Raw genomic sequence first — 22,292 nt, forward strand, 5'->3', positions numbered from 1 at the left:
TCGTTGCCCGGTGTTTACAGACCCAGGTCGGACAGGCTCGGATGATCGTCCGGCCGGCGACCCAACGGCCAGTGGAATTTGCGTTCGCTTTCCTTGATCGGCATGTCGTTGATGCAGGCGAAACGGTGAGCCATCAGACCATTCTCGTCGAACTCCCAGTTTTCGTTGCCGTAGGAGCGGAACCAGTTACCCGAATCGTCGCGCCATTCATAGGCGTAACGCACGGCGATGCGGTTATCGGTGAACGCCCAGAGCTCCTTGATCAGGCGGTAGTCCAGCTCCTTGGCCCATTTGCGGGTGAGGAACGCCTTGGCTTCTTCGCGGCTATGGGCAAATTCGGCGCGGTTGCGCCATTGGGTGTCGAGGGTATAGGCCAGTGACACGCGCGCCGGGTCGCGGGAGTTCCAGCCGTCTTCGGCCAGGCGAACTTTCTCGATGGCCGATTCACGGGTAAAAGGCGGCAATGGCGGACGAACTTCAGCGTTAGACATGTCAAATCTCCCAAAAAGATTAAAGTTCAAGCAAGTTGTCGGGCTTGGTAAAAGTGTTACAGGTCCAATAACTTTCGCGCCATGCATTGCGCATTATCGGCCGCACTGTGATCACCCATGACAAGCGCCACGGTAATGGCACCGTCGATCAGGATCAGCAGCTGTCGGGCCAGCGTCTCCGGATCGTTCGCACCATGTTCGGTACAGAGCTCGAGCACGTAGTCGAGCAGCTTTTGTTTGTGTTCCCTGGCCACCAGGCGAACCGGGTCTTGCGGGTCGCCGGTTTCCCCGCTGGTGTTGATGAACGCACAGCCACGGAAGCCTTCGGAGGCGAACCAGGTGCCGAGCACGGTAAACAGGTTGAGCAGGCGATCGGCCGGGGTGGGGGCCTGATCGACAGCGCTTCGATACCAGTGCATCCAGCGCTCATCGCGGCGTTGCAGAGCGGCAACCACCAACTCCTCCTTGTTGGCGAAGTAGCGGTAGATGCTTTTTCTGGAGACGCCGGCGGTTTTCACCAGAAGATCCATGCCAGTGGCGGCGATGCCACTTTTATAGATCAACTTTTCGGTGACATCCAGAATGATGTCGCGTGTGTCGTTGCGAGTGATTTCGTTCATGGGGCATAGAGTAGAACGATCGTTCTCCTTGGTCAAATTTTATTTTCGCCTGACATGAAATGGCCTCGCCAACAGGCTCGCACCCACCGTGTGATCGGTGTGAAGAAGACCCGAGCCTCTCCATGGTGTAAGCTCTGCGACTCTCTGGATTCGACCCCTTGCGAGCCCTATGCCGTCGCTTTTCAAACGCTCCCTGCTGCCCAAACTGCGCAGTTTTCCGCTGTCCGCCGAGAAGGTGACGTTCCTCAGTGGTGCTGCAGAATTCCGTCGATGCCTGTTGGACAAAATCGCCGCTGCGACCCAACGCATCTACATCGTCGCTCTGTACCTGCAACAGGACGAAGCCGGCCAGGAAATCCTCGATGCCCTGCACGCCGCCAAGCTGGCGCGTCCGGAAATGGACGTGGTGGTGGTCGTCGACTGGCTGCGCGCCCAGCGTGGCCTAATTGGCGCCGGCAAGCAGCCGGGCAACGCGGCGTGGTATCAGGAAATGACGCGGACCCACGAAAGCGTGGTCCCGGTGTATGGCGTGCCGGTGCAGACCCGCGAGCTGTTCGGGGTGCTGCATCTGAAAGGGTTCGTGATCGATGACTGCGTGATCTATAGCGGCGCGAGCCTGAACAACGTGTACCTGCACAAGTTCGACAAGTACCGTTACGACCGCTATCACCTGCTGCACAATCGCGCCCTGGCTGACTCGATGCAGCACCTGGTGCAGCACGGTCTGGTGGCCTCCAAAGCGGTGCATCGCCTGGATTTGCCGAACCTGCCCACCACCCGCAGCCTGCGCAACGACATTGGTGACTTGCGCAGTCGTCTCAAGCACGCGGCGTACGACACCACGTCGGGCTCCACGGACAAGGGCGGTTTGTCGGTCAGCCCGTTGCTTGGCGTGGGCAAGAACAATCCGTTGAGCCGGGTGATCTGCGAGTTGATCGCCAGCGCCCAGCATCAACTGACGATCTGCACGCCCTACTTCAACCTGCCACTGGCCGTGACCCGGGAAATCAACCGGGCGCTGGCGCGGGGCGTAAAGATCGACATCGTGGTCGGCGACAAGACCGCCAACGACTTCTACATTCCGCCCAGCGAGCCGTTCAAGGTGATCTCGGCGTTACCGTACCTGTACGAGATCAGCCTGCGGCGTTTCGCCAAGCGTCATCATCGCAGCGTCGACAGCGGCCAGTTGAACCTGCATTTGTGGAAGGACGGCGATAACACCTATCACCTGAAGGGCATGTGGGTCGATCAGCGCTACACCTTGCTGACCGGCAACAACCTCAACCCGCGTGCGTTCCGCCTCGACCTGGAAAACGCCTTGCTGATCGATGACCCGAAAGGGGAATTGCTGGCGCCGCGCCGTCAGGAGCTGGTGCAGATTTTCCAGCACACCACACGGATCGAGCGCTACCAGTCGCTGGAAACCCTGCCGGACTACCCGACCGGTGTGGCGAAGTTTCTCAAGCGGGTGAGTCGGGTACGGATCGAGCGCTTGCTGTACCGCATTTTGTAGACGTCAAATCTACTGTAGGAGCGAGCTTGCTCGCGAAGGAAGCCTGGACACCGCGGGCATTCAAACAGCCAACGTCGTCGTTGACGACCATCGCGAACCGACTCGCTCCTGCAACTCAGTTCAGACCGAGTTTCCCCCGCAGCGTCGACAGGTCTTCGGCCAGGGTGTTCACCGGCCCGACCAGCGCCTTGCGATCGCTTTCCTTGACCTTGTCATAGGTTTCGAAACCACCGTCCTGGGTCTTGTACTTGGCCAGGGTCTTGTTCACCGTGGCGAAGTTCTTGTCGACCTTGGCGATGAATGCCGCGTCCTGCTTCTCGATCTGCGGGCGGAACAGGTCGACGATTTTCTTCGCGCCATCGATGTTGCCCTGGAAGTCATACAGGTCGGTGTGGCTGTAGCGATCTTCCTCGCCTGAGATCTTGGTCGCCGCCACTTCTTCCAGCAGCGCTGCCGCGCCACCCACCACTTTTTCAGGCGGGAAGGTCAACCCGGCCACGCGGGTTTGCAGGTCCTGGACGTCTTTGTTCAAACCGTCGGCCAAATCGCCCAGGCCCTTGGTGCTTTTCTCGGAGAACAGCGAGTACTCGATGCGGTGGAAGCCGGTGAAGTCTGCGGCCTTGACGCCTTGTTCGTGGTCGTCGACACGCGAGTCGATGGACGCGTCGAGGTCACTGAACAGTTCGGCGATCGGTTCGATCGACTCGTAGTACACCCGGGTCGGCGCGTAGAGTTTCTGTGCGGTGGCGAGGTCGCCTTTTTTTACTGCGTCGGTGAACTGTCGTGTGTGGCTGGCCAGTTCGTCCAACTGCTCGGTGACATAGATCTTGTAGTCCGAAATCGGCCCCACCAGTTCCAGCGGCGCAGTCGCCGCGAAAGCCGAAAAAGGGGTGTTGAGCAAACCGAGGGTCAGCAATAAAGCGAGTGGCGACTTTTTCATGGGGCGGCTCCGTAGGGGGTTGTGCACAGTGCGGTTCAGACGGTTTTTGTCGTTTGTGTAGCTTGAAGCAGCGAGCGGCCAATGAAGTCCTGGTCGCCCGTGACACCTGGCAGGGTGAAGAAATACCCACCGCCGACCGGCTTGAGGTATTCCTCCAGCGGCTCGCCGTTGAGTCGTGTTTGCACGGTGATGAAGCCTTTCTCCAGGTCGGCCTGATAGCAGATGAACAACAGGCCCATGTCCAGCTGCCCATTCTTGTTCACGCCATTGGAGTAGTTGAATGGCCGGCGCAGGATCAGGTTGGCCTGGCTGGCGGCGGTGCGCGGATTGGCCAGGCGGATGTGCGCATCGAGCTTTGTCAGTTTGCCTTCGGGATCCCTGGCGTAGTCCGGCACTTCGGTTTCATGGTTGCCACCCATGGGCGCGCCGGTGCTTTTGACGCGTCCGAGAATGCTTTCCTGTTCCTGCAACGGGGTGCGGTCCCAGCGTTCGACGAAGTTGCGGATGATCCGCACCGCCTGATAGCTGCCATGGGCGGCCCAGGCCGGCTCGTCGCTGCCCGGCTGCACCCAGACAATGCGCTCCATGGCCTTGCCGTCGTTGGAGTCCGGGTTGGCCGAGCCGTCGCGAAAACCGAGGAAGTTGCGCGCACTCTGGGCCGGCACCCCGGGTTTGGCGGGTGCTTGCGGCGGCACGCTGCCTTCCTGTTTCCAGCGCACCAGCAACAGGTCCGGCAGGTTTTTCACAATGTCGCGCAGGGCATGGATGTTGGTATCGGCGGTGTTGGCGCAAAACTGCAGGCTCAGGTCGCCGTGGCAGCAGTCGGCCTCCAGCGCATCGTTGGGAAAACCGACCATGCGGCTCAGCCGTTTCGGCTTGGCAGCGGCCAGCCCGAAGCGCTCATCGAACAGCGAATCGCCCACGGATACGGTGATGGTCAGGTTGTCCGGCGTGACCACCGGGCCGAGGATCCCTGAATCCACCGGTGGCAGTTTCGGGTCGACCTGGGCCACCGGGCCGCCCTTCATCAGGAAGGCGATGCGTTCGTCGAGCGTGCGAAACAGTCTCTCCAGATCGTCGCGGTCGCTGGCCAGCACGTCGAATGACACCAGCATGCCGGACGCCGGGCGCGGTGTGACGATGCCGCTCTGATGCAGGCCGTGGAAATCGTGGCGGTCTTCGGTCCTGTCGCTGCTGGGCGCTTCGGTGACTTGCGCGGGGCTGGCGGCCATGGCCGGGCAGCTCAGTGCCGAACCGGCAAGGGCAACGCCGGCGGCGCCCATGCCCATCAATACGCGGCGCCGCTGGAGGTTGAATGGCTCTGATTCGTTCATCTGCAAGGTCTTCTGTTACAGGCCGGAGAGGCCAAGGGCGGGATCGATGGCATCGAGTGCGTGGGCCAATGCCTTGGCCTTGTCGGCGATCTGTTGGCGCTGCTCGGCGTTGACACTGTCGTAGCGGGCGTAACCTCCCTCGACCTTGAACCGATTGAGTTCGGCATCGAGGCCGGCAAGGGCGTTGTCCAGGGTTGGCAGCAGGTCGGCGGCGGATTTGTCCAGCAACGGGCGTAGCAGATCGAGCACTTTGCGGGCGGCGTCGAGGTTGCCGGCGAAACCGTTGAGGTCGCTGTGGCTGTAGCGTTCCTCTTCGCCGCTGGTGGCACGTACGTCGCCCAGGTTGTCGAGGTTGCGCACCACGATGCTGACCAGTTGCTCCGGGGGCAGCGATTGGGCCAGCAGTTGTTGCTTGAGTGTGGTGACGTCGGCCAGCAGTTGCTGGGCTGCCGGGGTCAGGCCGTTGAGGCTGCGTTGCTCGAACAGCGCGAATTCCAGGCGATGGAAGCCACGAAAACCCGGGTCCTGCTCGCGTTGTTCGAAGTAATCGGCGCGCGCGTTGATCCGGTTGTCGACTTCAGCCAGCCGTTGTGCGGCCGGGGCCAGGCGCTGATAGGCTGCGCGAGCCGGAATGTACAGCGCCTGCGCCTGAGTCAGGTCGCCCGCCGCAACGGCTTGTTCCAGCGCCGTGACCGCCTTGATCAGGGCGCTGCCCTGGCTGCTCAGGTACACGCGGAACTCCGACAACGGCCCGACGAAGGCGACCATGGACGGCTTGGCCCTGGCAGCCGCCTCGGACGCGGCAGTGGGCGTGACATGCAAGGTGCCGCGCGGATTGCTGAGCAAACCGCAGGTGATCGCGTAATCACCGGGCAACAGGTTGGCGTTGATCACCTGGCTGAGTCCGGGGGCGATGTTTTCTCGTTCCTCGACCACCAGCACGCCGTCGAGGATCTCCCATTCAACGGCCCGATCCGAACGGTTGACGATGCGGAAACTGGCGCGTCCGGCCGGAACGGTCAGGGCATTCGGCTCGCAGCTGTGCGGGTGAATGGTCACTTGCACTTCGTCAGGGTGGGCCTGACGCTTGGCCGCCGCCATCTTCGAGGCGTAGTAGAACAGGCCGCCGGCGGCGATCATCAGGATCACCGAACCGGCCACCGCCCAGCGCAACGCGCGGGGAGGGGAAGTTTGAGGTGGGGTTTGACTTGGCATGGAGGCCCTTGTTGACTGAAAGAAAAAATCTGAACACGACACCGCCCCACGTGTGGGAACGAGCCTGCTCGCGATGAACGCAAAGACACCGCACGGCATCAGGCGACCGGCGTCAGTGTTGACGCCCATCGCGAGCAGGCTCGCTGCCACAGGGTTTTGTGGCGGTCGCAGCGGCGGGGAGGAAAAACATCACCAGCGCCACCACCAGATAAATCAGATAGGCACCCAGGGTGCTGACCGTCGGAGCTTCCTGGTAACCGAACATGCCGGCCAGCACCGAACCCAGGGCGCTGTCCATGGGCAGGGCGGTGCTGAAGTCGAAGAGCACGGTTTGCAGGTGATTCCAGATCCCGGCTTCATGCAGGGCCTGCACCGAGTTGGCGAGGATGCCGGCGGCCACCACGAGGATGAATAGCCCGGTCCAGCGAAAGAACGCCGCGAGATTCAGGCGCATGCTGCCGCTGTAGATCAGGAAGCCGACGATGATTGCCAGGATCAGGCCGAGCAGGGCACCGATCGGCGCACCCGGGCCTTCGCTCTGTTGAAAGACGGCCAGCAGGAAAAATACGGTTTCCAGGCCTTCACGGGCGACGGCGAAGAACACCATGGCGATCAGCGCGGTCACCTGGTGCCGCGACCCGGCCAGCGCATGATCGAGGGAAACGTGCAGCGAATGCTTGATCGAACGTGCCACCTTGCGCATCCAGAACACCATGGAACTGAGGATGCCGACCGCCACCAGACCGACCACGCCTTCGAACAACTCCTGCTGCTTCTGCGGGAATTCGGCACTGACCAGCTCCAGGCCACCCCCCACCAGCAGCGCAAGCGCGGCGGCGAGGAACACGCCGACCCACACGGCCGGCATCCACTGCCCGCGCCCGGTTTGCTTGAGGTAACTGGCAATGATGCCGACGATCAACGCGGCTTCGATGCCCTCGCGCAACATGATCAGAAAGGGAACGAGCATTCAGCACCGTGGGCGATTTAGATAGGGTGCTAAGTTGTAACATAATGACACTCATTCCCAAATGGCAATCATTGACATTTACCTGAACCTAAGCTGAACAACCCTGAATATTGTCCCGCACTGAAAACGAATCTGTGGGAGCGAGCCTGCTCGCGACAGGCAATCGCAAGCAGGCTCGCTGCCACTGGAAGTCGGCGGCGGGCTCACGGCTGCGGTAAGATGCGAGCACTCAAAAAACAACAGGGCCCACCTCACTCAATGTCGGAAAAAGACACCATTTCCATGCAACTGGTGCGTGAAGCACTGCTGCAAAGTTGCGCGCCGGGGGCGGCCACCCATGAGGTGTTGACCAAGGTCGGCATCGATTCCGCACAGTTGGAGTCACCCAACGCCCGTGTACCGGCCACGGCCTATGCACGGCTGTGGCGTTTGTTGGCCCGCAGGCGCGACGATGAGTTTTTTGGCATGGACCCGCGCAAGCTCAAATCCGGGAGCCTGGCGTTCCTGTGCCGCTGCTCGATGGTCCAGCCCAGCCTCGCGGACGGCCTGACGTCGGCGTTGACCTTTTTGTCGCTGATGCTCGAACACCTGCCGGCGCAACTGGTTCGCCAGCAAAGCCTGGCGGAGATCGTGCTGTTGGAGGACGAACAGGACCCACGACGCGCCTTTACCTATTTCACCTACTGGATGATCGTGCACGGTGTCGCGTGCTGGTTGGCGGGCCGGCGCATTCCCATCCTGGCCATCGAGCTGCGTTGTGCCGAGCCGGACTTTTGCGGCGACTACCAGGTGATGTTCTCGGAAAACCTGCGTTTCGACCGGCCACGCACGCGGATGATTTTCTCCGCCGATTGCCTGGACTTGCCGATCAAGCGCAGCGCCGAAGAACTCAAACGCTTCCTGGCCCAGGCACCGGCCAACATTCTGGTCAAATACCGCGACCCGCAAAGCCTCGCCAGCCGCATCAAGCAGGACCTGCGGCAGTTGCCGGCCGAGCGATGGCCGGAGACCGAAGCGCTGGCCCAGCAGTTGTGCATGTCGGCCTCGACCCTGCGCCGGCGTCTGGCGGAAGAAGGGCAGACCTACCAGGGCCTCAAGGACAGTGTGCGCAAGGAACTGGCGATCAGCTGGCTGGCGGAGCCGGCGATCAGTTTCAGCGAGATCGCCACGCGCCTGGGTTTTGCCGACGCGAGCTCGTTCTACAAGGCCTTTCGCAAGTGGTCGGGATCAAACCCCGGGCACTACCGCAGCCTGATCCTGAGCCATTCCGGCAGTGACACTGCCGCCCGTCGCGCACCCATTGTGCGCACCTGATCAAAGCACGGTGATCTTGACCAGCGAGGTGGAGCCCGTGCCAAACTTCGAAGCCTTGACCCGCAACTGCAACTCCTGCAGATCGCCACGCAGCACGTAGATGTGCTCTGAAAGCCTGGGGCTTCGCAATTGATAAAGCTTCACCGTGCCTTGCGGATACTGCGTCGGGTCGAGTTCCAGCACCGCATGGATCTTGTTTGTCCGTGACGAGACGTTGTAACGGTTTCTGCCAAAGAGGGTCTCGGACAGTTTCTGCAGCGGCATCGAATCCGGCGCCAGGTCGGTGACATACAGGCCGACGTTGTGACGTTGCGGTCTGCCGTAGGCATCGTTGGACGAATAATCGATGAAGGCACCGCCCTGGGCATAGAACGTCCCCAGTTTTTCCCGGTTCACATAATGAAACAGACGCTTGGGCAAAGAGGTGACTTCCTCTTCCACCACGCTCGGAAAACCATTGGCATCAGCGACTGCGCGGCGTGACTGGGCCGGGGCTGCCGAGTCGGCTTCGCCATGCGCGCGTTTTCTCGTGCCGCCGCCTCTGAGGCGCAACATGGTATCCACCGACCAGCGTCCCTGGCCGTCCGCGATCAGGAAGGGGCCGGGTCGTGTGATGTCGTTGGGGTCAATGATGAGCACTCTACCTTCCTCGATGGAAACCCGGAAATATTGCTCTCCCACGTGCGCATGCCATTTGTTCCGATACCGGTAAAGACCTTTGCGCGGGCCTTGCGCAACGAGCTCGCCAGGATTCTCCGGCGTTTCCAGGGCGAACCCGTCCAGCAAGGCTTGCAACCTTGGTGCATAGCGTTGACGAGGCGTCGCCCACGGATTTTCGGTGGCGGCGAGGTCGACGTCCGGGTGCAGCGCGACAGCAGGTTGCGGACCTTCGATGAGGTGTACGGTCAGAGGGGCGGGCGGGGCTTCATGCTCGGTTGGCCCGGAGATTTCAGGGGCCATGGCATCCGGTGCGTGTTGCGATACATGAGCGGACTCGGGCGAAAGGCGCCCGGCATGCATGAGTACCGCCGCGAGATTGAGCAGCAGGTCGGCCACTGCAAAGGATTTGTCGTGGACGTTTTTATCGGCAAACGCTTCAAGGTCGCTTTTAAGGCTGGCTGCCAAAAGCACCAGCCAGCCGGCCATCGCAGCAGGTCCGGTTACAAGTGGCAACGCGGCCTCGAAGATCAGCCAGCCGAGCGTCTGGAAACTGGCCCAGCGATTTTCGGCATTCGACACCGATTGATGATCCGCCAATTCAATCAGGGCCTGACTGTAGGCATCGAACAGGTGTTGAAATACATCGTTGCGCAGAGGAGCCTGGAGGTGCATTTCCCAGCGGCGATAGATTTCGTTGGCCCCCATCAACCTGGTGCCCTTGACCACTGCGTTGTACCAGGGCGTCACACTCTGTTGAATCGATTCGTCGCTTTCAAGCGCGTGTTGCAGGTGTGCCCGTGACGCGTATTGCATCAATGACGGTGTATAAAACGGTCGGTAAAGCACAACAGGCCCGTCAGGCTGGCTCAGGGATTCGATGACAAACATGTTCAACACCGGCCCGAGCCGCAGGTGCAACGGTCGGATATCTACCTGCCGGTCGGCGAACCTGATGGAGGCATCCGTCAGCGCCACGATGATCCGGTAGCCGCTGTGATCAAAGCCATGGGTGGCCTTCAGCGTGCTCTCGAGTGCTTGCAACGGCAGTTGATTGCGCAAATGAATCGAGAACAGCTCTTGCCGGGTCCGAGCTTCCGAACGGTTATCGAGCAGATGTTGTTTCAGGTACGCCGGATAGGTGCGGCCGATATCGACCGCCTGGATCAGCGTCTTGGCGTTGTCCGGGGTCAACCATTCGGGCAAGTCCCGTTGATCCCGACTGGTCACCTGCATGTCGCCCCAAGGCAGACCGGCAAGGTTTTCCAGGGCGGCATCGATCAGGTTTACGCGCTTGGTCTCGACGTAACCCGAACCAAAAATCACACCGTGCGCGACTTTGATGTGCAGCTCGACCTGGTCAGGATCCACGGGATCATGTCGCGCCTTGCCCATCTGCGTGACGAGCGCCCGATAGGTGAAGTCGCGAATGGATTGCAGATCGCTGAAGCAGGTTGCGCCATCCCATTCAAAGTGCGCCGCCGCCATGGCCGATATGAAGTGGCGATAGGCGCGGCGGTCGGCCGCGCCAGCCTGCTTCAACCATAGCGGCAGGTGACGGTCGATACGCGTCGGCAAGGACGATCCCGGCTGCTTGCCCGCCAATGATTGCAGCGGGTCGGTGATGCGTTCGATCTGCCGCTCGGCGCTGTCGAACATCTCATCAATCGGGAACCTCAGATTTTCCAGCTCCCGCATTTGTTGATCGATCAGGACCCGAGCCAGTTCATCGAAGATATCCGCGTCCGGCTCGAAGCGCTCACACGCCATGGCGTCGATGTCCCAGCGATTTTGCATATCCTCGGCAACCCCGGCGAAACATTCTACCGCTGTGGCGAACGTCGTCAGCGCGCCGGATGGCTGACAGCTGACGATTGCCGATGCACGATTAAAAAATATCGCCGGATAAATGAGTGAAGTGTCAGCGCAGTCGTTTTTTATTGTGACTTTCAATAACCAGGCATGGCTGCGAAGTTGCTCATTGATCCTCTCGCGTTTGACGCTTTCGGGCCGATTGACCAATTGCACCAATGCCGTATATAGAGAGGGGTCTGACCGATATAGGTCCTCGGTAATGTTTGCCGCGCAGGCGTCTTTGAGTGTTTCCGAAAACCATTGCCAACGACTCATGCCGTTATCGGCGCCATGTTGCCAATAATCCAGCAACGCCTTCTGTAACGCCTGCATCAAGGTCTGCGCCAGGTTGTCGAGTTCATGCTGGATGAGCGAAGTTTCGATCTCTCGGGGTTGGCCTGCCTGGCTCCCGCCTAGCGGGCTAAACCACAGGCTTGCGGGTTTCAAGGCAAGATTGCGGCCCTGGCTGAATGCCAAGAGGAACTCGTCCAGCAAGGGGCTCGAGTGCTGTTCCGAACCCGCCTCGGCATGATGGATGAAAAGTTGTTCTATCGACATTGATTGATTGATGAACCCTGCATCCACCGCGTGTTGAAGTTGTTGTCTGGCAACGCTGCGCAGTGTCGGGCGGTCAGCGAACTGCGTGGCGATCGATTGTTTAAAGATGAACGGATGAGGGTCGGAGTTATTTGTGTCGGGCAACATGCTGCCTCCCTGGCAGGATCGGTTTTGAAGAAAATGGGGCATTGGCGTCAATTAACGCGGTGGCAAACTAACAAGGCCACTTTTTGTTGGCCACACAGGTTGATTATCAAAATGTGATACGTGACAGCGTTGATGCAACTATGATCACGTACTTTTTGGCCAAACCAGTCATCCAGTTTGATGGCTTTGACCATTGCCCCGTATCCGCTGCGGAGCGAGTATTCCTGCGTTGTTTACGGTTCCCCAACCTAATAAGAACACCGAGGGATTCTGGCAATGCGCGATTACTTGTCTGCCGTCACACAGTTCAACTATCAGCACACCGTGGACGCCGCGCTCAGCGGCTCGCTCGAGGCGCTCAATGCCTGCGTCGAATGTTGCGACCGTCACGCCTTACCCGGGCGCATCGCTTTGTTCTGGGAAGGCCGCGACGGCACCAGCGCGACGTACACCTTCAGCGATCTGCAAGACCAGGCTGCGCGTTTCGCCAATTTCCTTCTCGCCCAGGGCGTGCAGAAGGGCGACAAGGTCGCCGGCCTGCTGCCACGCAACATAGAATTATTGATCACCGTGTTCGCCACCTGGCGTATCGGTGCGGTGTATCAGCCGCTGTTTACGGCGTTTGGCCCCAAAGCCATCGAGCACCGTCTGGGCAGCTCTGGCGCCAAGGTGGTGGTCACCGACGCGGTCAACCGGGCAAAACTGGCCGAGGTCGCCGATTGCCCGACCATCGTCAGCGTCGGCGGCCCGAAAGGCCAGGGCATTGTCCGTGGCGATTTCAGCTTCTGGGCCGAACTGGCCAACCATTCCCCCGAGTGCGAACCGGTGCTGCTGACCGGCGAAGACCCCTTCCTGCTGATGTTCACCTCGGGCACCACCGGGCCCTCGAAAGCGCTGTCGGTGCCACTCAAGGCCATCGTCGCTTTCCAGGCCTACACCCGTGACGCCGTCGACCTGCGCCCGGAAGACGCGTTCTGGAACGTTGCCGATCCGGGCTGGGCCTATGGCATCTATTTCGGCGTCACCGGGCCGATGGCCATGGGGCACCCGATCACCTTCTACGATGGCCCGTTCACCCTGGAAAGCACCTGCCGGGTGATCAACAAATACGGGATCACCAACCTCACCGGTTCGCCCACCGCCTACCGCTTGTTGATCGCCGGCGGCAACGCGTTCGCCCAATCGATCAAGGGCAAGCTGCGCATCGTCAGCAGCGCCGGCGAGCCGTTGAACCCGGAAGTGATTCGCTGGTTCGCCGACAACCTCGGCGTGGTGATCCACGACCACTACGGTCAGACCGAACTGGGCATGGTCCTGTGCAACCACCACGGCCTCGATCATCCTATCCACCTTGGCGCCGCCGGTTTTGCCTCGCCCGGCCACCGCATCGTGGTGCTGGACGATGAATACCGGGAATTGGGTGTCGGCCAGCCCGGGATTCTGGCCATTGACCGTACCCAGTCGCCGATGTGCTGGTTCGCCGGCTACGAAGGTGCGCCGACCAAGGCATTCGTCGGCAATTACTACTTGAGCGGCGATACCGTGGAGTGGAACCCGGACGGCAGCATCAGCTTCGTGGGACGCAGCGACGACGTGATCACCACCTCGGGTTATCGCGTCGGTCCGTTCGACGTGGAAAGCGCGTTGATCGAGCACCCCGCGGTGGTGGAAGCGGCAGTGGTCGGTAAACCCGATCCGGAGCGCACCGAGCTGGTCAAGGCCTTCGTGGTGCTCAGCGCCCAGTACCGCGCCGCGCCCGAGCTGGCTGAAGAGCTGCGCCAGCACGTGCGCAAGCGCCTGGCCGCGCACGCTTATCCGCGTGAAATCGAATTTGTCAGCGAGTTGCCGAAAACCCCAAGCGGCAAATTGCAGCGCTTTATCTTGCGCAACCAGGAAATCGCCAAGGCTCAAGAGGCCGCGGCGAAGAACGTTTCAGCTTGAACCCAAGGAAACAATGATGCAGATCGAAAACAAGGTTTTTCTCGTCACTGGCGGCGCTTCCGGCCTCGGTGCGGCGACGGCGCAGATGCTGGTGGCCGCCGGCGCCAAGGTGATGCTGGTGGACATGAACGCCGAGGCTGTCGCGGCCCAGGCCGAACGGCTCGGTGCGCAGAGCGTGGTGGCCGATATCAGCAACGAAGCTGCGGCCGAAGCTGCGGTGCAGGCCACGGTGAAGGCGTTTGGCGGCCTCAACGGCCTGGTCAACTGCGCCGGCATCGTGCGTGGCGAGAAGATCCTCGGCAAGAACGGTCCGCACACACTGGGCAGTTTCAGCCAGGTGATCAACGTCAACCTGATCGGCAGCTTCAACATGCTGCGCCTGGCCTCCGCGGCGATTGCCGAAACCACACCGGATACCGATGGCGAGCGCGGAGTGATCATCAACACCGCTTCGGCGGCGGCTTACGACGGCCAGATCGGCCAGGCCGCGTACGCCGCTTCCAAAGGCGCGATTGTCAGCCTGACCTTGCCCGCCGCCCGTGAGCTGGCGCGTTTCGGTATCCGCGTGATGACCATCGCCCCGGGCATTTTCGAAACGCCGATGATGGCCGGCATGACCCCGCAGGTTCGCGATTCGCTGGCCGCTGGCGTGCCGTTCCCGCCACGCCTGGGCAAACCGGACGAATATGCCGCGCTGGTCCGGCATATCATTGAAAACAGCATGCTCAATGGCGAGGTGATCCGTCTCGACGGCGCCTTGCGCATGGCCGCCAAGTAAGAGGATTTGTCATGACTACTGCCAATGACCCGATTGTGATCGTCAGCGCCGTGCGCACCCCGATGGGCGGGTTCCAGGGTGAACTCAAGAGCCTGACCGCGCCGCAACTGGGGGCCGCTGCGATACGGGCCGCCGTCGAGCGTGCCGGTGTTGCGCCGGACACTGTGGACGAGGTGCTGATGGGCTGCGTACTGCCGGCCGGACTCGGCCAGGCCCCGGCCCGTCAGGCGGCACTGGGCGCCGGGCTGGATAAATCGACCCGCTGCACCACCTTGAACAAAATGTGCGGCTCCGGCATGGAGGCCGCCATCCTGGCTCACGACATGCTGCTCGCCGGCAGCGCCGAGGTGGTGATCGCCGGGGGCATGGAAAGCATGTCCAATGCGCCGTACCTGCTGGACCGCGCCCGCAGCGGTTATCGCATGGGCCACGGCCGGGTACTGGACTCGATGTTTCTCGACGGCCTCGAAGATGCCTACGACAAGGGCCGCCTGATGGGCACCTTTGCCGAGGACTGCGCCGAGACCCACGGTTTCAGCCGCCAGGCCCAGGATGAGTTCGCCATCGCCTCGACCACCCGCGCCCAGCAGGCGATCAAGGACGGCCGCTTCAAGGACGAAATCGTCCCGCTGAGCGTGACGGTCGGCAAGGAGCAGGTGCTGATCAGCAACGACGAGCAGCCACCCAAGGCCAGGCTGGACAAGATCACTTCGCTGAAACCGGCGTTCCGCGAGGGCGGTACGGTGACCGCAGCCAACTCCAGTTCGATTTCCGACGGCGCGGCGGCGCTGGTGCTGATGCGTCGATCCGAGGCCGACAAGCGTGGCCTCAAGCCGTTGGCGGTGATTCACGGACACGCGGCCTTTGCCGATACCCCAGGCCTGTTCCCCGTGGCACCGATTGGCGCGATCAAGAAGCTGATGAAGAAAACCGGCTGGTCGCTCACTGACGTGGACCTGGTGGAAGTCAACGAAGCCTTCGCCGTGGTCGGCATGGCGGCGATGACGCAGCTGGAGATTCCCCACGACAAACTCAACGTGCACGGCGGCGCCTGCGCCCTTGGGCATCCGATCGGTGCGTCCGGCGCGCGGATTCTCGTGACCTTGCTCTCGGCGCTGCGCCAGAAGGGCCTGAAGCGGGGCGTGGCGGCCATCTGCATCGGTGGCGGCGAAGCCACGGCGATGGCGGTGGAATGCCTGTCCTGACGCAAACCCATATCCCCTGTGGGAGCGAGCAGGCTCGCTCCCACAAGTTTGTACTCTGAATCGAATCAAGGACTGGTCATGATCCCCAATGACGAACAACTGCAAATCAGCGACGCGGCCCGGCAGTTTGCCCAGGAGCGGCTGAAGCCGTTCGCCGCCGAGTGGGACCGCGAACACCGCTTTCCGAAAGAAGCCATTGGCGAGATGGCCGAACTGGGTTTTTTCGGCATGCTGGTGCCGGAGCAATGGGGCGGGTGCGACACCGGTTACCTGGCCTACGCCATGGCGCTGGAAGAAATCGCCGCGGGCGACGGTGCCTGCTCGACCATCATGAGCGTGCACAACTCGGTGGGTTGCGTGCCGATCCTGCACTACGGCAACGATGAACAGAAGGAGCGCCTGCTCAAGCCCCTGGCCAGCGGTTCGATGCTCGGTGCCTTCGCCTTGACCGAGCCCCAGGCCGGCTCCGATGCCAGCGGCCTGAAAACCCGGGCCAGACTGGAAGGCGATCATTACGTGCTCAACGGCTGCAAACAATTCATCACCTCCGGGCAGAACGCCGGGGTGGTGATCGTGTTTGCGGTGACCGATCCGAGTGCCGGCAAGCGCGGAATCACCGCGTTGATCGTGCCAACCGATTCGCCGGGCTACAGTGTGGCCCGGGTCGAGGACAAACTCGGCCAACATGCCTCGGACACCTGCCAGATTCTTTTCGAAAACGTCAAGGTGCCGGTGGCGAACCGCCTGGGGGAGGAGGGCGAGGGCTACAAAATCGCCCTGGCCAACCTCGAGGGCGGCCGCGTCGGTATCGCTGCGCAATCAGTGGGCATGGCCCGTGCCGCGTTTGAAGCGGCCCGCGACTATGCTCGCGAACGCGAGAGCTTCGGCAAACCGATCATCGAGCACCAAGCCGTTGCGTTCCGCCTGGCGGATATGGCGACCCAGATCGCCGTCGCCCGGCAGATGGTGCACTACGCGGCGGCGCTGCGTGACAGCGGCAAGCCGGCACTGGTCGAGGCCTCGATGGCCAAGCTGTTCGCCTCGGAAATGGCCGAAAAGGTCTGCTCGGCCGCGTTGCAAACCCTCGGCGGATACGGTTACCTGAACGACTTCCCGCTGGAGCGGATCTACCGCGACGTGCGGGTGTGTCAGATCTACGAAGGCACCAGCGACATTCAGCGCATGGTCATTTCGCGCAATCTTTAAGAAGGAGTCCATTGTGAGCTACGAAACGATTTTGCTGGAAACCCACGGCCGTGTCGGCCTGATCACCCTGAACCGTCCGCAGGCGCTCAATGCGTTGAACGCGCAGATCGTCAGTGAACTGAACCATGCCCTCGACGGCCTGGAGAAGGATTCCAACATCGGTTGCATCGTGCTGACCGGCTCGAAAAAAGCCTTCGCCGCCGGCGCCGACATCAAGGAAATGGCCGAGCTGACCTACCCGCAGATCTACCTCGACGACCTGTTCAGCGACAGCGACCGGGTGGCCAACCGGCGCAAGCCGATCATCGCGGCGGTCAACGGTTTTGCCCTGGGCGGCGGTTGCGAGCTGGCGCTGATGTGCGACTTCATCCTGGCCGGTGACAACGCCAGGTTCGGCCAGCCGGAAATCAACCTCGGTGTGCTGCCGGGCATGGGCGGCACCCAGCGCCTGACCCGCGCGGTGGGCAAGGCCAAGGCCATGGAAATGTGCCTGAGCGGGCGCCTGATCGATGCGGTGGAAGCGGAGCGCTGCGGGATTGTCGCGCGCATCGTGCCAAGCGACGAATTGCTGGAGGAAGCCCTGAAAGTCGCGGCGCTGATCGCCAAAAAATCGTTGCCGATTGCGATGATGGTCAAGGAAAGCGTGAATCGCGCCTTTGAAGTGAGCCTGTCGGAAGGGGTTCGCTTTGAACGTCGAGTGTTCCATGCGGCCTTTGCCACGCAGGATCAGAAAGAGGGGATGGCGGCGTTCATTGGGAAACGGGAGGCGGAGTTCGTCGGGAAGTAGGTAGCGCTTTCAGGCTCGCTCATACAAGTGTCCGCTTTACATCCAGACATCCCGTGTCATCGTTGACGACCATCGCGAGCAGGCTCGCTCCCACAGTAGATCTCCAGTGTTAAGAGATCCAGTGTGGGAGCGAGCCGGCTCCGGGCGGCGTTCCGACGATGCTTTTGGTCGCTCCCACGCAGAGAATGGTGCAGACCAAAGGCTTAGATCAGGTAGTTCTTCAGTTCCCGGGCAATCACCATCCGCTGAATTTCGCTGGATCCCTCATAGATCTGGGTAATCCGCGCATCCCGGTAGTATTTCTCCACCGGGTAGTCTTCCAGATACCCATACCCGCCATGAATCTGTATCGCCGACGAGCAGACCTTCTCGGCCATTTCCGAGGCGAACAGTTTGGCTTGCGACGCTTGCGACAGGCACGGTTTGCCGGCGCTGCGCAGGCGGGCGGCATGCAGGATCAGCAGCCGTGCGGCATTCAACTGTACCTGCATGTCTGCCAGCAGATTGGCAACGCTCTGGTGCTCGATAATCGGCTTGTCGAACTGCACGCGATCACGGGCATAGGCCAGGGCCGCTTCGAACGCGGCGCGGGCGATGCCGAGGGCCTGGGCCGCGATGCCGATACGCCCGCCTTCGAGGTTGGACAGCGCGATCGCCAGGCCTTTGCCGCGCTCGCCCAGCAGGTTGGCTTCGGGAATCGTGCAATTGCTCAGGGTCACGGCACAGGTGTCGGACGCGCGGATGCCCATCTTGTGTTCGGTGCGGTCAACGATGAAACCCTCGGTGCCGGTGGGCACGAGGAAGGCCGAGATACCGCGCTTGCCCAGGTCCGGATCGGTCACGGCAAATACGATGGCCAGCTTCGCCCGCTTGCCGTTACTGACAAATTGCTTGGCTCCGTTGAGCACCCACTGGCCATCACGCAACTCGGCGCGGGTGCGCAGGTTGTGGGCTTCGGAACCGGCCTGGGGTTCGGTCAGGCAGAAGCAGCCGATGGCCTGGCCGCTGGCGAGGTCCGCCAGCCAGGTCTGTTTCTGTTCCTCGGTGCCGTAATTGAGGACAGGACCGCAGCCGACGGAATTGTGGATGCTCATGAACGCGCCGGTCGCGCCGTCGCCGGCGGAAATCTCTTCCACTGCCAGGGCATAGGCAACGTAATCGACGTAGGTGCCGCCCCATTCCTCGGGCACCACCATGCCCAGCAGGCCCAGCTCACCCATCTTCGCCACCAGGGCGTCGTCGATCCAACCGGCCTTTTCCCAGGCCTGGGCGTGGGGGGCGATCTCGCCGCGGGCAAAATCCCGGGCCATGTCGCGGATCATGATTTGTTCTTCACTCAATTCGATATCGTGCATGGCTCAGCTCCCGCTCCGGTCAAACCCCGTGAAGAAACTCGCGACATGCCCGGCGTCCAGCGCCTGCAGGGTTGGCGGGTTCCAGCGCGGATTCTTGTCTTTGTCGATCAGCAAGGCGCGCACGCCTTCGATCAGGTCGCCGCGCTCGAACCACTGGCGGTCCAGGTGCAGCTCGAGGGCGAAGCAGTCTTCCAGGCTCAACTGCCGGCCGCGTCGCAGCATTTCCAGGGTCACGCCCATGGCCAGCGGTGAGCGGGTGTCGAGCAGGTCCGCCGTGGTCGTTGCCCATTCGTGGCTGTCGGCGACGGTCACTGCGCGCAGTTGCTCAACGATACTCGGCACGTCGGGCAGGGCGAAGAAATGGTCGATGGCCGGGCGCAGCCTGTTCAGCGGCGCGTCGGGCAATTGCTGCACCGCCAGTTGCGCCAGCAGGCCCTGCAAATCCTTGAGTGGCGTATCGCGCCATTGCAACCGATCGAGGTGTTCGTCCAGCGTGCCCAGTTTGTCGCTCTCCAGGTACCAGTCGGCCAGCCCGCAATACAGGGCATCCGCGGCACGCACCTGCACACCGCTGACGCCCAGGTAGGTGCCCAGCTCGCCGGGAATGCGCGACAGGAAGTAGCTGCCACCGACGTCCGGGAAGTAGCCGATGCCGACTTCCGGCATCGCCAGGCGGCTTTTCTCGGTGACGACACGCAAATCGGCGCCTTGCACCAGGCCCATGCCGCCGCCCAGGACGAAACCGTCCATCAAGGCCAGAACCGGTTTGCGATAGTGGTGGATCGTCAGGTCGAGGGCATACTCCTCGACGAAGAAGTCCTGGTGCAGGGTGTCGCCGCTTTTGAAGCTGTCGTAGAGCGAACGAATGTCGCCACCGGCACAGAAGGCCTTTTCACCCGCGCCGCGCAGGACCACGGCGTGAATCTGTGGATCCTTCGCCCAGGCATCGAGCTGGCGCTGCAACAGGCGAACCATGTCCAGGGTGATTGCATTGAGACCGGCGGGACGGTTGAGGGTCAGGTGACCCATATGGTTGCGAACCTCGGCCAGCACTGCGTTGGGCGTGACGTCCCTGGACGGAGTCCCTGGAGAAGAAACCTGAGCAGTCATCGATAACTCCCTGCTTTTATTGTTTTTTATACAGAAGCCCGCGTGCGAGCGATCAGGGATCGTAACAGTGCAATTTTGTGATGTACAACAGGCATATATGCAGGGTTCGTCTGCGTTTTTACCTCACTCCAAGTACGAGGCGTGCAACTCAACCATGGAAGCGGGCCAACCCGCTCCCACAGGATTTTGTCTCAGGTTCTCTGGCTCAACACTTCACCAATACTGCGACGTTTCGCGTGCAACTCACTGGTGTGGATCAACTTTTCCAGATCTTCAGGCGTGACGTCGATGAAGGCTTCCATCTCGGCCAAGGCAAGTTTGAGGTCCTGGGCGGTGATGGCCTGGCTGTCGACAGGCATGTCAGCCGGAACCCTGGCCGCCGGCTCGCTGGCGTTTTTCGGGTAACGGATGCGCGTCAGGTTGTTGTACGCAATCGCGCTGAACAGCAGGGTCGCAGCGCAGAGCATCAGCGGGGCAAGGGCCTGCCAGTCGAGGGCGCTGGTGGCCGGATCGGCCAGGACCATCAACAGCGCCACCGCGCCGGCCGGTGGATGCAGGCAACGCAGCCAGCACATCAGGATCAGCGCCATGCCGGCGGCCAGGCACGCACTGTTCAAGGTACGCCCAAGTACGTGCGCCGTCAGCAGCGCGACCACGCCGGCTGTGAGGTAGCCGCCGATGATCGACCAGGGTTGCGCCAGCGCCCCGGAGGACACCGCGAACAGCAGGACCGCCGAAGCGCCCAGCGGCCCGATCAGGTGCTGTGCGACTTCGATGCCGAAGAACTGCGAGCACAGCCACACGCTGAACAGGGTGCCGAGCGCCATGCCGATGGCAGCGCGGCTCCATTCCGAGGGACGGGTGTTGATGGCGGCGGGTATCCAGCGAGCAAGCATTGAGTAAACGATCCGTAGCAAAAATCGAGGCAAAAAAAAGGCTTAGCTGGGATATCCAGAAAGCCCTTGAAGAAGTTCCAACTATTGGGGGAGGAACGAGGCACAGTGTGCCGCTCATTGCGGATGCTGACTAATTCATATTAATGCTGTTTGAGTGCACTATTTTTGCTGTAACGCCACCCGCCGGCCACTCATGAAGCACAGGGAGCCGCCCAGCGCGGTGAGCAGGCTCAAGGCGTAGAACATGGTCGGCGCCGGGGTGTGCATCAGCAGGTAGCCGCAGATCACCGGGCTCAAGGCGCCGCCCAGGGCCGCGAGGTTCTGCGCGCCGTAGTAGCTGCCACGCAGTTCTTCCGGGGCCAGGGTGTCGACGAAGAGGAATTCGGCGGGGTAGATGATCATTTCACCCAGGGTGAAAATGAACATCGCCACGCACCAGGACACCAGGCTGTCGGCCAGGCTGAAGCCGATCAGGCCGAGGATGAACAGGCTGGTGCCACCGGCAATCCAGTAGCGCAGTTGTTCGCGCTTGAGGAAACGACCGATCTGGTATTGCAGCAGGATCACCGCAATCGCGTTGCAGGCAAGCAGGGCGGCCATGGTTTGCAGCGCACGCTGGGCGTCCTCGACCACCAGCAGGTATTGCGACAGGTACAGGGTAAAACGCCCGTGGACCACGGTACTGAGCAGGCAACCGCAGGTGAACATGATCAGCGTGCGGTCGTTCTTGAGGGTGATCAGGGTTTTCAGGAAGCTCTGTGGCTGGCCGATCGCGGGGGGCGGGGCAGAGTCGCTGGGAATGCCGCTCATCAGGAAAATGCTGGCGAAGGCGATGGCGCTGGCAATCAGGAATGGCGCAATCGGGTACACCCCGGCAATCACCACACCGAGCATCGGGCCGGTGGCGTAGCCGATGTTGGTCAGGGTGTAGCGCAGGGAAAACGCCTTGGCCCGCTGGCCCACGGGCAGGTTTTCGCTGAGGATCGCCTTGGAGCCGATCAGGAACAGCGCTGATGCCGTTTCGGTGATCACCAGGGTCAGGGTGGTCAGGTACAGGTTCTGGGCAAAGGTCAGCAGCACGAAGCCGATGGCGCTGGAGAGCATGGCGAGGATCAGCAACCGGCGTTTTTCCAGGCGATCGATGATGTAGCCGCCGTAGAGCGCGAGCAGGGTGGCGATGAACACCGCGATGCCCAACAGCAAGCCGACGTCCTGTTGGTTGAGGCCGAGTTTGTTGCTCAGGAACAGGGTGAGCAGCGGGCTGGTGATGGCACGGCTGACGACGATGGTCAACGAGACGATCATCAGGCGGCGAATGACAAGCGAGTAAGTGGCCACGGCGGGGCAGATGTCCTTATTCAATGTTCGTCTGATGATCGGGGTGAAGCTATCGCGAGCAGG

General features: G+C 61.5%; 18 protein-coding genes. 7 read left to right on the top strand and 11 right to left on the bottom strand.

Annotated features, from left to right (window positions below; all coding sequences use genetic code 11):
* Nucleotides 1-14: 14 nt before the first annotated feature.
* The gene (locus tag IB249_RS22445; protein WP_192307916.1) at nt 15-491 is read right to left on the bottom strand and encodes a DUF1348 family protein; all 477 of its coding nucleotides are present in this window, start codon (nt 489-491) and stop codon (nt 15-17) included.
* 56 nt (nt 492-547) lie between these two features.
* The gene (locus tag IB249_RS22450) at nt 548-1,111 is read right to left on the bottom strand and encodes a TetR/AcrR family transcriptional regulator (protein WP_192307917.1); all 564 of its coding nucleotides are present in this window, start codon (nt 1,109-1,111) and stop codon (nt 548-550) included.
* Nucleotides 1,112-1,280: 169 nt separating this feature from the next.
* On the opposite strand from IB249_RS22450, the gene pssA reads away from it, so the two are divergent.
* Nucleotides 1,281-2,624, top strand: coding sequence for a CDP-diacylglycerol--serine O-phosphatidyltransferase (gene pssA, locus IB249_RS22455; protein WP_192307918.1), 1,344 nt, complete (start codon nt 1,281-1,283; stop codon nt 2,622-2,624).
* Between the two features lie 115 nt (nt 2,625-2,739).
* Here the strand turns inward: pssA and efeO (IB249_RS22460) are convergent, their stop codons facing one another.
* The 4 genes from efeO (IB249_RS22460) to efeU form a co-directional block, all read right to left on the bottom strand.
* On the bottom strand, nt 2,740-3,564 hold the full coding sequence (gene efeO / locus IB249_RS22460; RefSeq protein WP_192307919.1) for an iron uptake system protein EfeO: 825 nt from the start codon (nt 3,562-3,564) through the stop codon (nt 2,740-2,742).
* A 35-nt stretch (nt 3,565-3,599) separates the two neighbouring features.
* The gene (efeB, locus tag IB249_RS22465; RefSeq protein ID WP_192307920.1) at nt 3,600-4,898 is read right to left on the bottom strand and encodes an iron uptake transporter deferrochelatase/peroxidase subunit; all 1,299 of its coding nucleotides are present in this window, start codon (nt 4,896-4,898) and stop codon (nt 3,600-3,602) included.
* Nucleotides 4,899-4,913: 15 nt separating this feature from the next.
* On the bottom strand, nt 4,914-6,113 hold the full coding sequence (gene efeO / locus IB249_RS22470; RefSeq protein WP_192307921.1) for an iron uptake system protein EfeO: 1,200 nt from the start codon (nt 6,111-6,113) through the stop codon (nt 4,914-4,916).
* A 112-nt stretch (nt 6,114-6,225) separates the two neighbouring features.
* The gene (efeU, locus tag IB249_RS22475; protein ID WP_192307922.1) at nt 6,226-7,083 is read right to left on the bottom strand and encodes an iron uptake transporter permease EfeU; all 858 of its coding nucleotides are present in this window, start codon (nt 7,081-7,083) and stop codon (nt 6,226-6,228) included.
* A gap of 258 nt (nt 7,084-7,341) precedes the next feature.
* Between efeU and IB249_RS22480 the strand changes: the two genes are divergently transcribed.
* Complete coding sequence (locus IB249_RS22480; protein ID WP_192307923.1) at nt 7,342-8,397, top strand: AraC family transcriptional regulator; 1,056 nt, start codon at nt 7,342-7,344, stop codon at nt 8,395-8,397.
* Here IB249_RS22480 and IB249_RS22485 read toward each other — a convergent pair whose 3' ends face one another.
* A complete protein-coding gene (locus IB249_RS22485; protein ID WP_192307924.1) occupies nt 8,398-11,613 on the bottom strand; it encodes a dermonecrotic toxin domain-containing protein in 3,216 nt (1,071 codons plus the stop codon). It lies immediately after the preceding gene.
* A 276-nt stretch (nt 11,614-11,889) separates the two neighbouring features.
* On the opposite strand from IB249_RS22485, the gene IB249_RS22490 reads away from it, so the two are divergent.
* The 5 genes from IB249_RS22490 (at nt 11,890) to IB249_RS22510 (ending at nt 17,530) form a co-directional block, all read left to right on the top strand.
* Nucleotides 11,890-13,554 carry an AMP-binding protein gene (locus tag IB249_RS22490; RefSeq protein WP_192307925.1) on the top strand — a complete coding sequence of 555 codons (1,665 nt, stop codon included), beginning with the start codon at nt 11,890-11,892 and terminating at the stop codon, nt 13,552-13,554.
* A 16-nt stretch (nt 13,555-13,570) separates the two neighbouring features.
* Complete coding sequence (locus IB249_RS22495; RefSeq protein WP_192307926.1) at nt 13,571-14,332, top strand: SDR family NAD(P)-dependent oxidoreductase; 762 nt, start codon at nt 13,571-13,573, stop codon at nt 14,330-14,332.
* A gap of 11 nt (nt 14,333-14,343) precedes the next feature.
* Nucleotides 14,344-15,537, top strand: a complete 1,194-nt coding sequence (locus IB249_RS22500; RefSeq protein WP_192307927.1) for an acetyl-CoA C-acyltransferase — start codon at nt 14,344-14,346, stop codon at nt 15,535-15,537.
* Nucleotides 15,538-15,615: 78 nt separating this feature from the next.
* The gene (locus tag IB249_RS22505) at nt 15,616-16,743 is read left to right on the top strand and encodes an acyl-CoA dehydrogenase (RefSeq protein ID WP_192307928.1); all 1,128 of its coding nucleotides are present in this window, start codon (nt 15,616-15,618) and stop codon (nt 16,741-16,743) included.
* A 13-nt stretch (nt 16,744-16,756) separates the two neighbouring features.
* A complete protein-coding gene (locus IB249_RS22510; protein WP_192307929.1) occupies nt 16,757-17,530 on the top strand; it encodes an enoyl-CoA hydratase in 774 nt (257 codons plus the stop codon).
* Between the two features lie 203 nt (nt 17,531-17,733).
* Here IB249_RS22510 and IB249_RS22515 read toward each other — a convergent pair whose 3' ends face one another.
* The 4 genes from IB249_RS22515 to IB249_RS22530 all read right to left on the bottom strand — a co-directional run bounded on the left by IB249_RS22515 (nt 17,734) and on the right by IB249_RS22530 (nt 22,229).
* A complete protein-coding gene (locus IB249_RS22515; RefSeq protein WP_192307930.1) occupies nt 17,734-18,885 on the bottom strand; it encodes an acyl-CoA dehydrogenase family protein in 1,152 nt (383 codons plus the stop codon).
* Between the two features lie 3 nt (nt 18,886-18,888).
* On the bottom strand, nt 18,889-19,995 hold the full coding sequence (locus IB249_RS22520; RefSeq protein ID WP_192307931.1) for an enoyl-CoA hydratase/isomerase family protein: 1,107 nt from the start codon (nt 19,993-19,995) through the stop codon (nt 18,889-18,891).
* A gap of 191 nt (nt 19,996-20,186) precedes the next feature.
* The gene (locus IB249_RS22525; protein ID WP_192307932.1) at nt 20,187-20,891 is read right to left on the bottom strand and encodes an HPP family protein; all 705 of its coding nucleotides are present in this window, start codon (nt 20,889-20,891) and stop codon (nt 20,187-20,189) included.
* 159 nt (nt 20,892-21,050) lie between these two features.
* Nucleotides 21,051-22,229, bottom strand: a complete 1,179-nt coding sequence (locus IB249_RS22530; RefSeq protein ID WP_192307933.1) for an MFS transporter — start codon at nt 22,227-22,229, stop codon at nt 21,051-21,053.
* Between the last annotated feature and the right edge of the window lie 63 nt (nt 22,230-22,292).

Source organism: Pseudomonas sp. PDM04, from assembly GCF_014851765.1.
In the GTDB taxonomy this organism is placed as follows: Bacteria; Pseudomonadota; Gammaproteobacteria; order Pseudomonadales; family Pseudomonadaceae; genus Aquipseudomonas.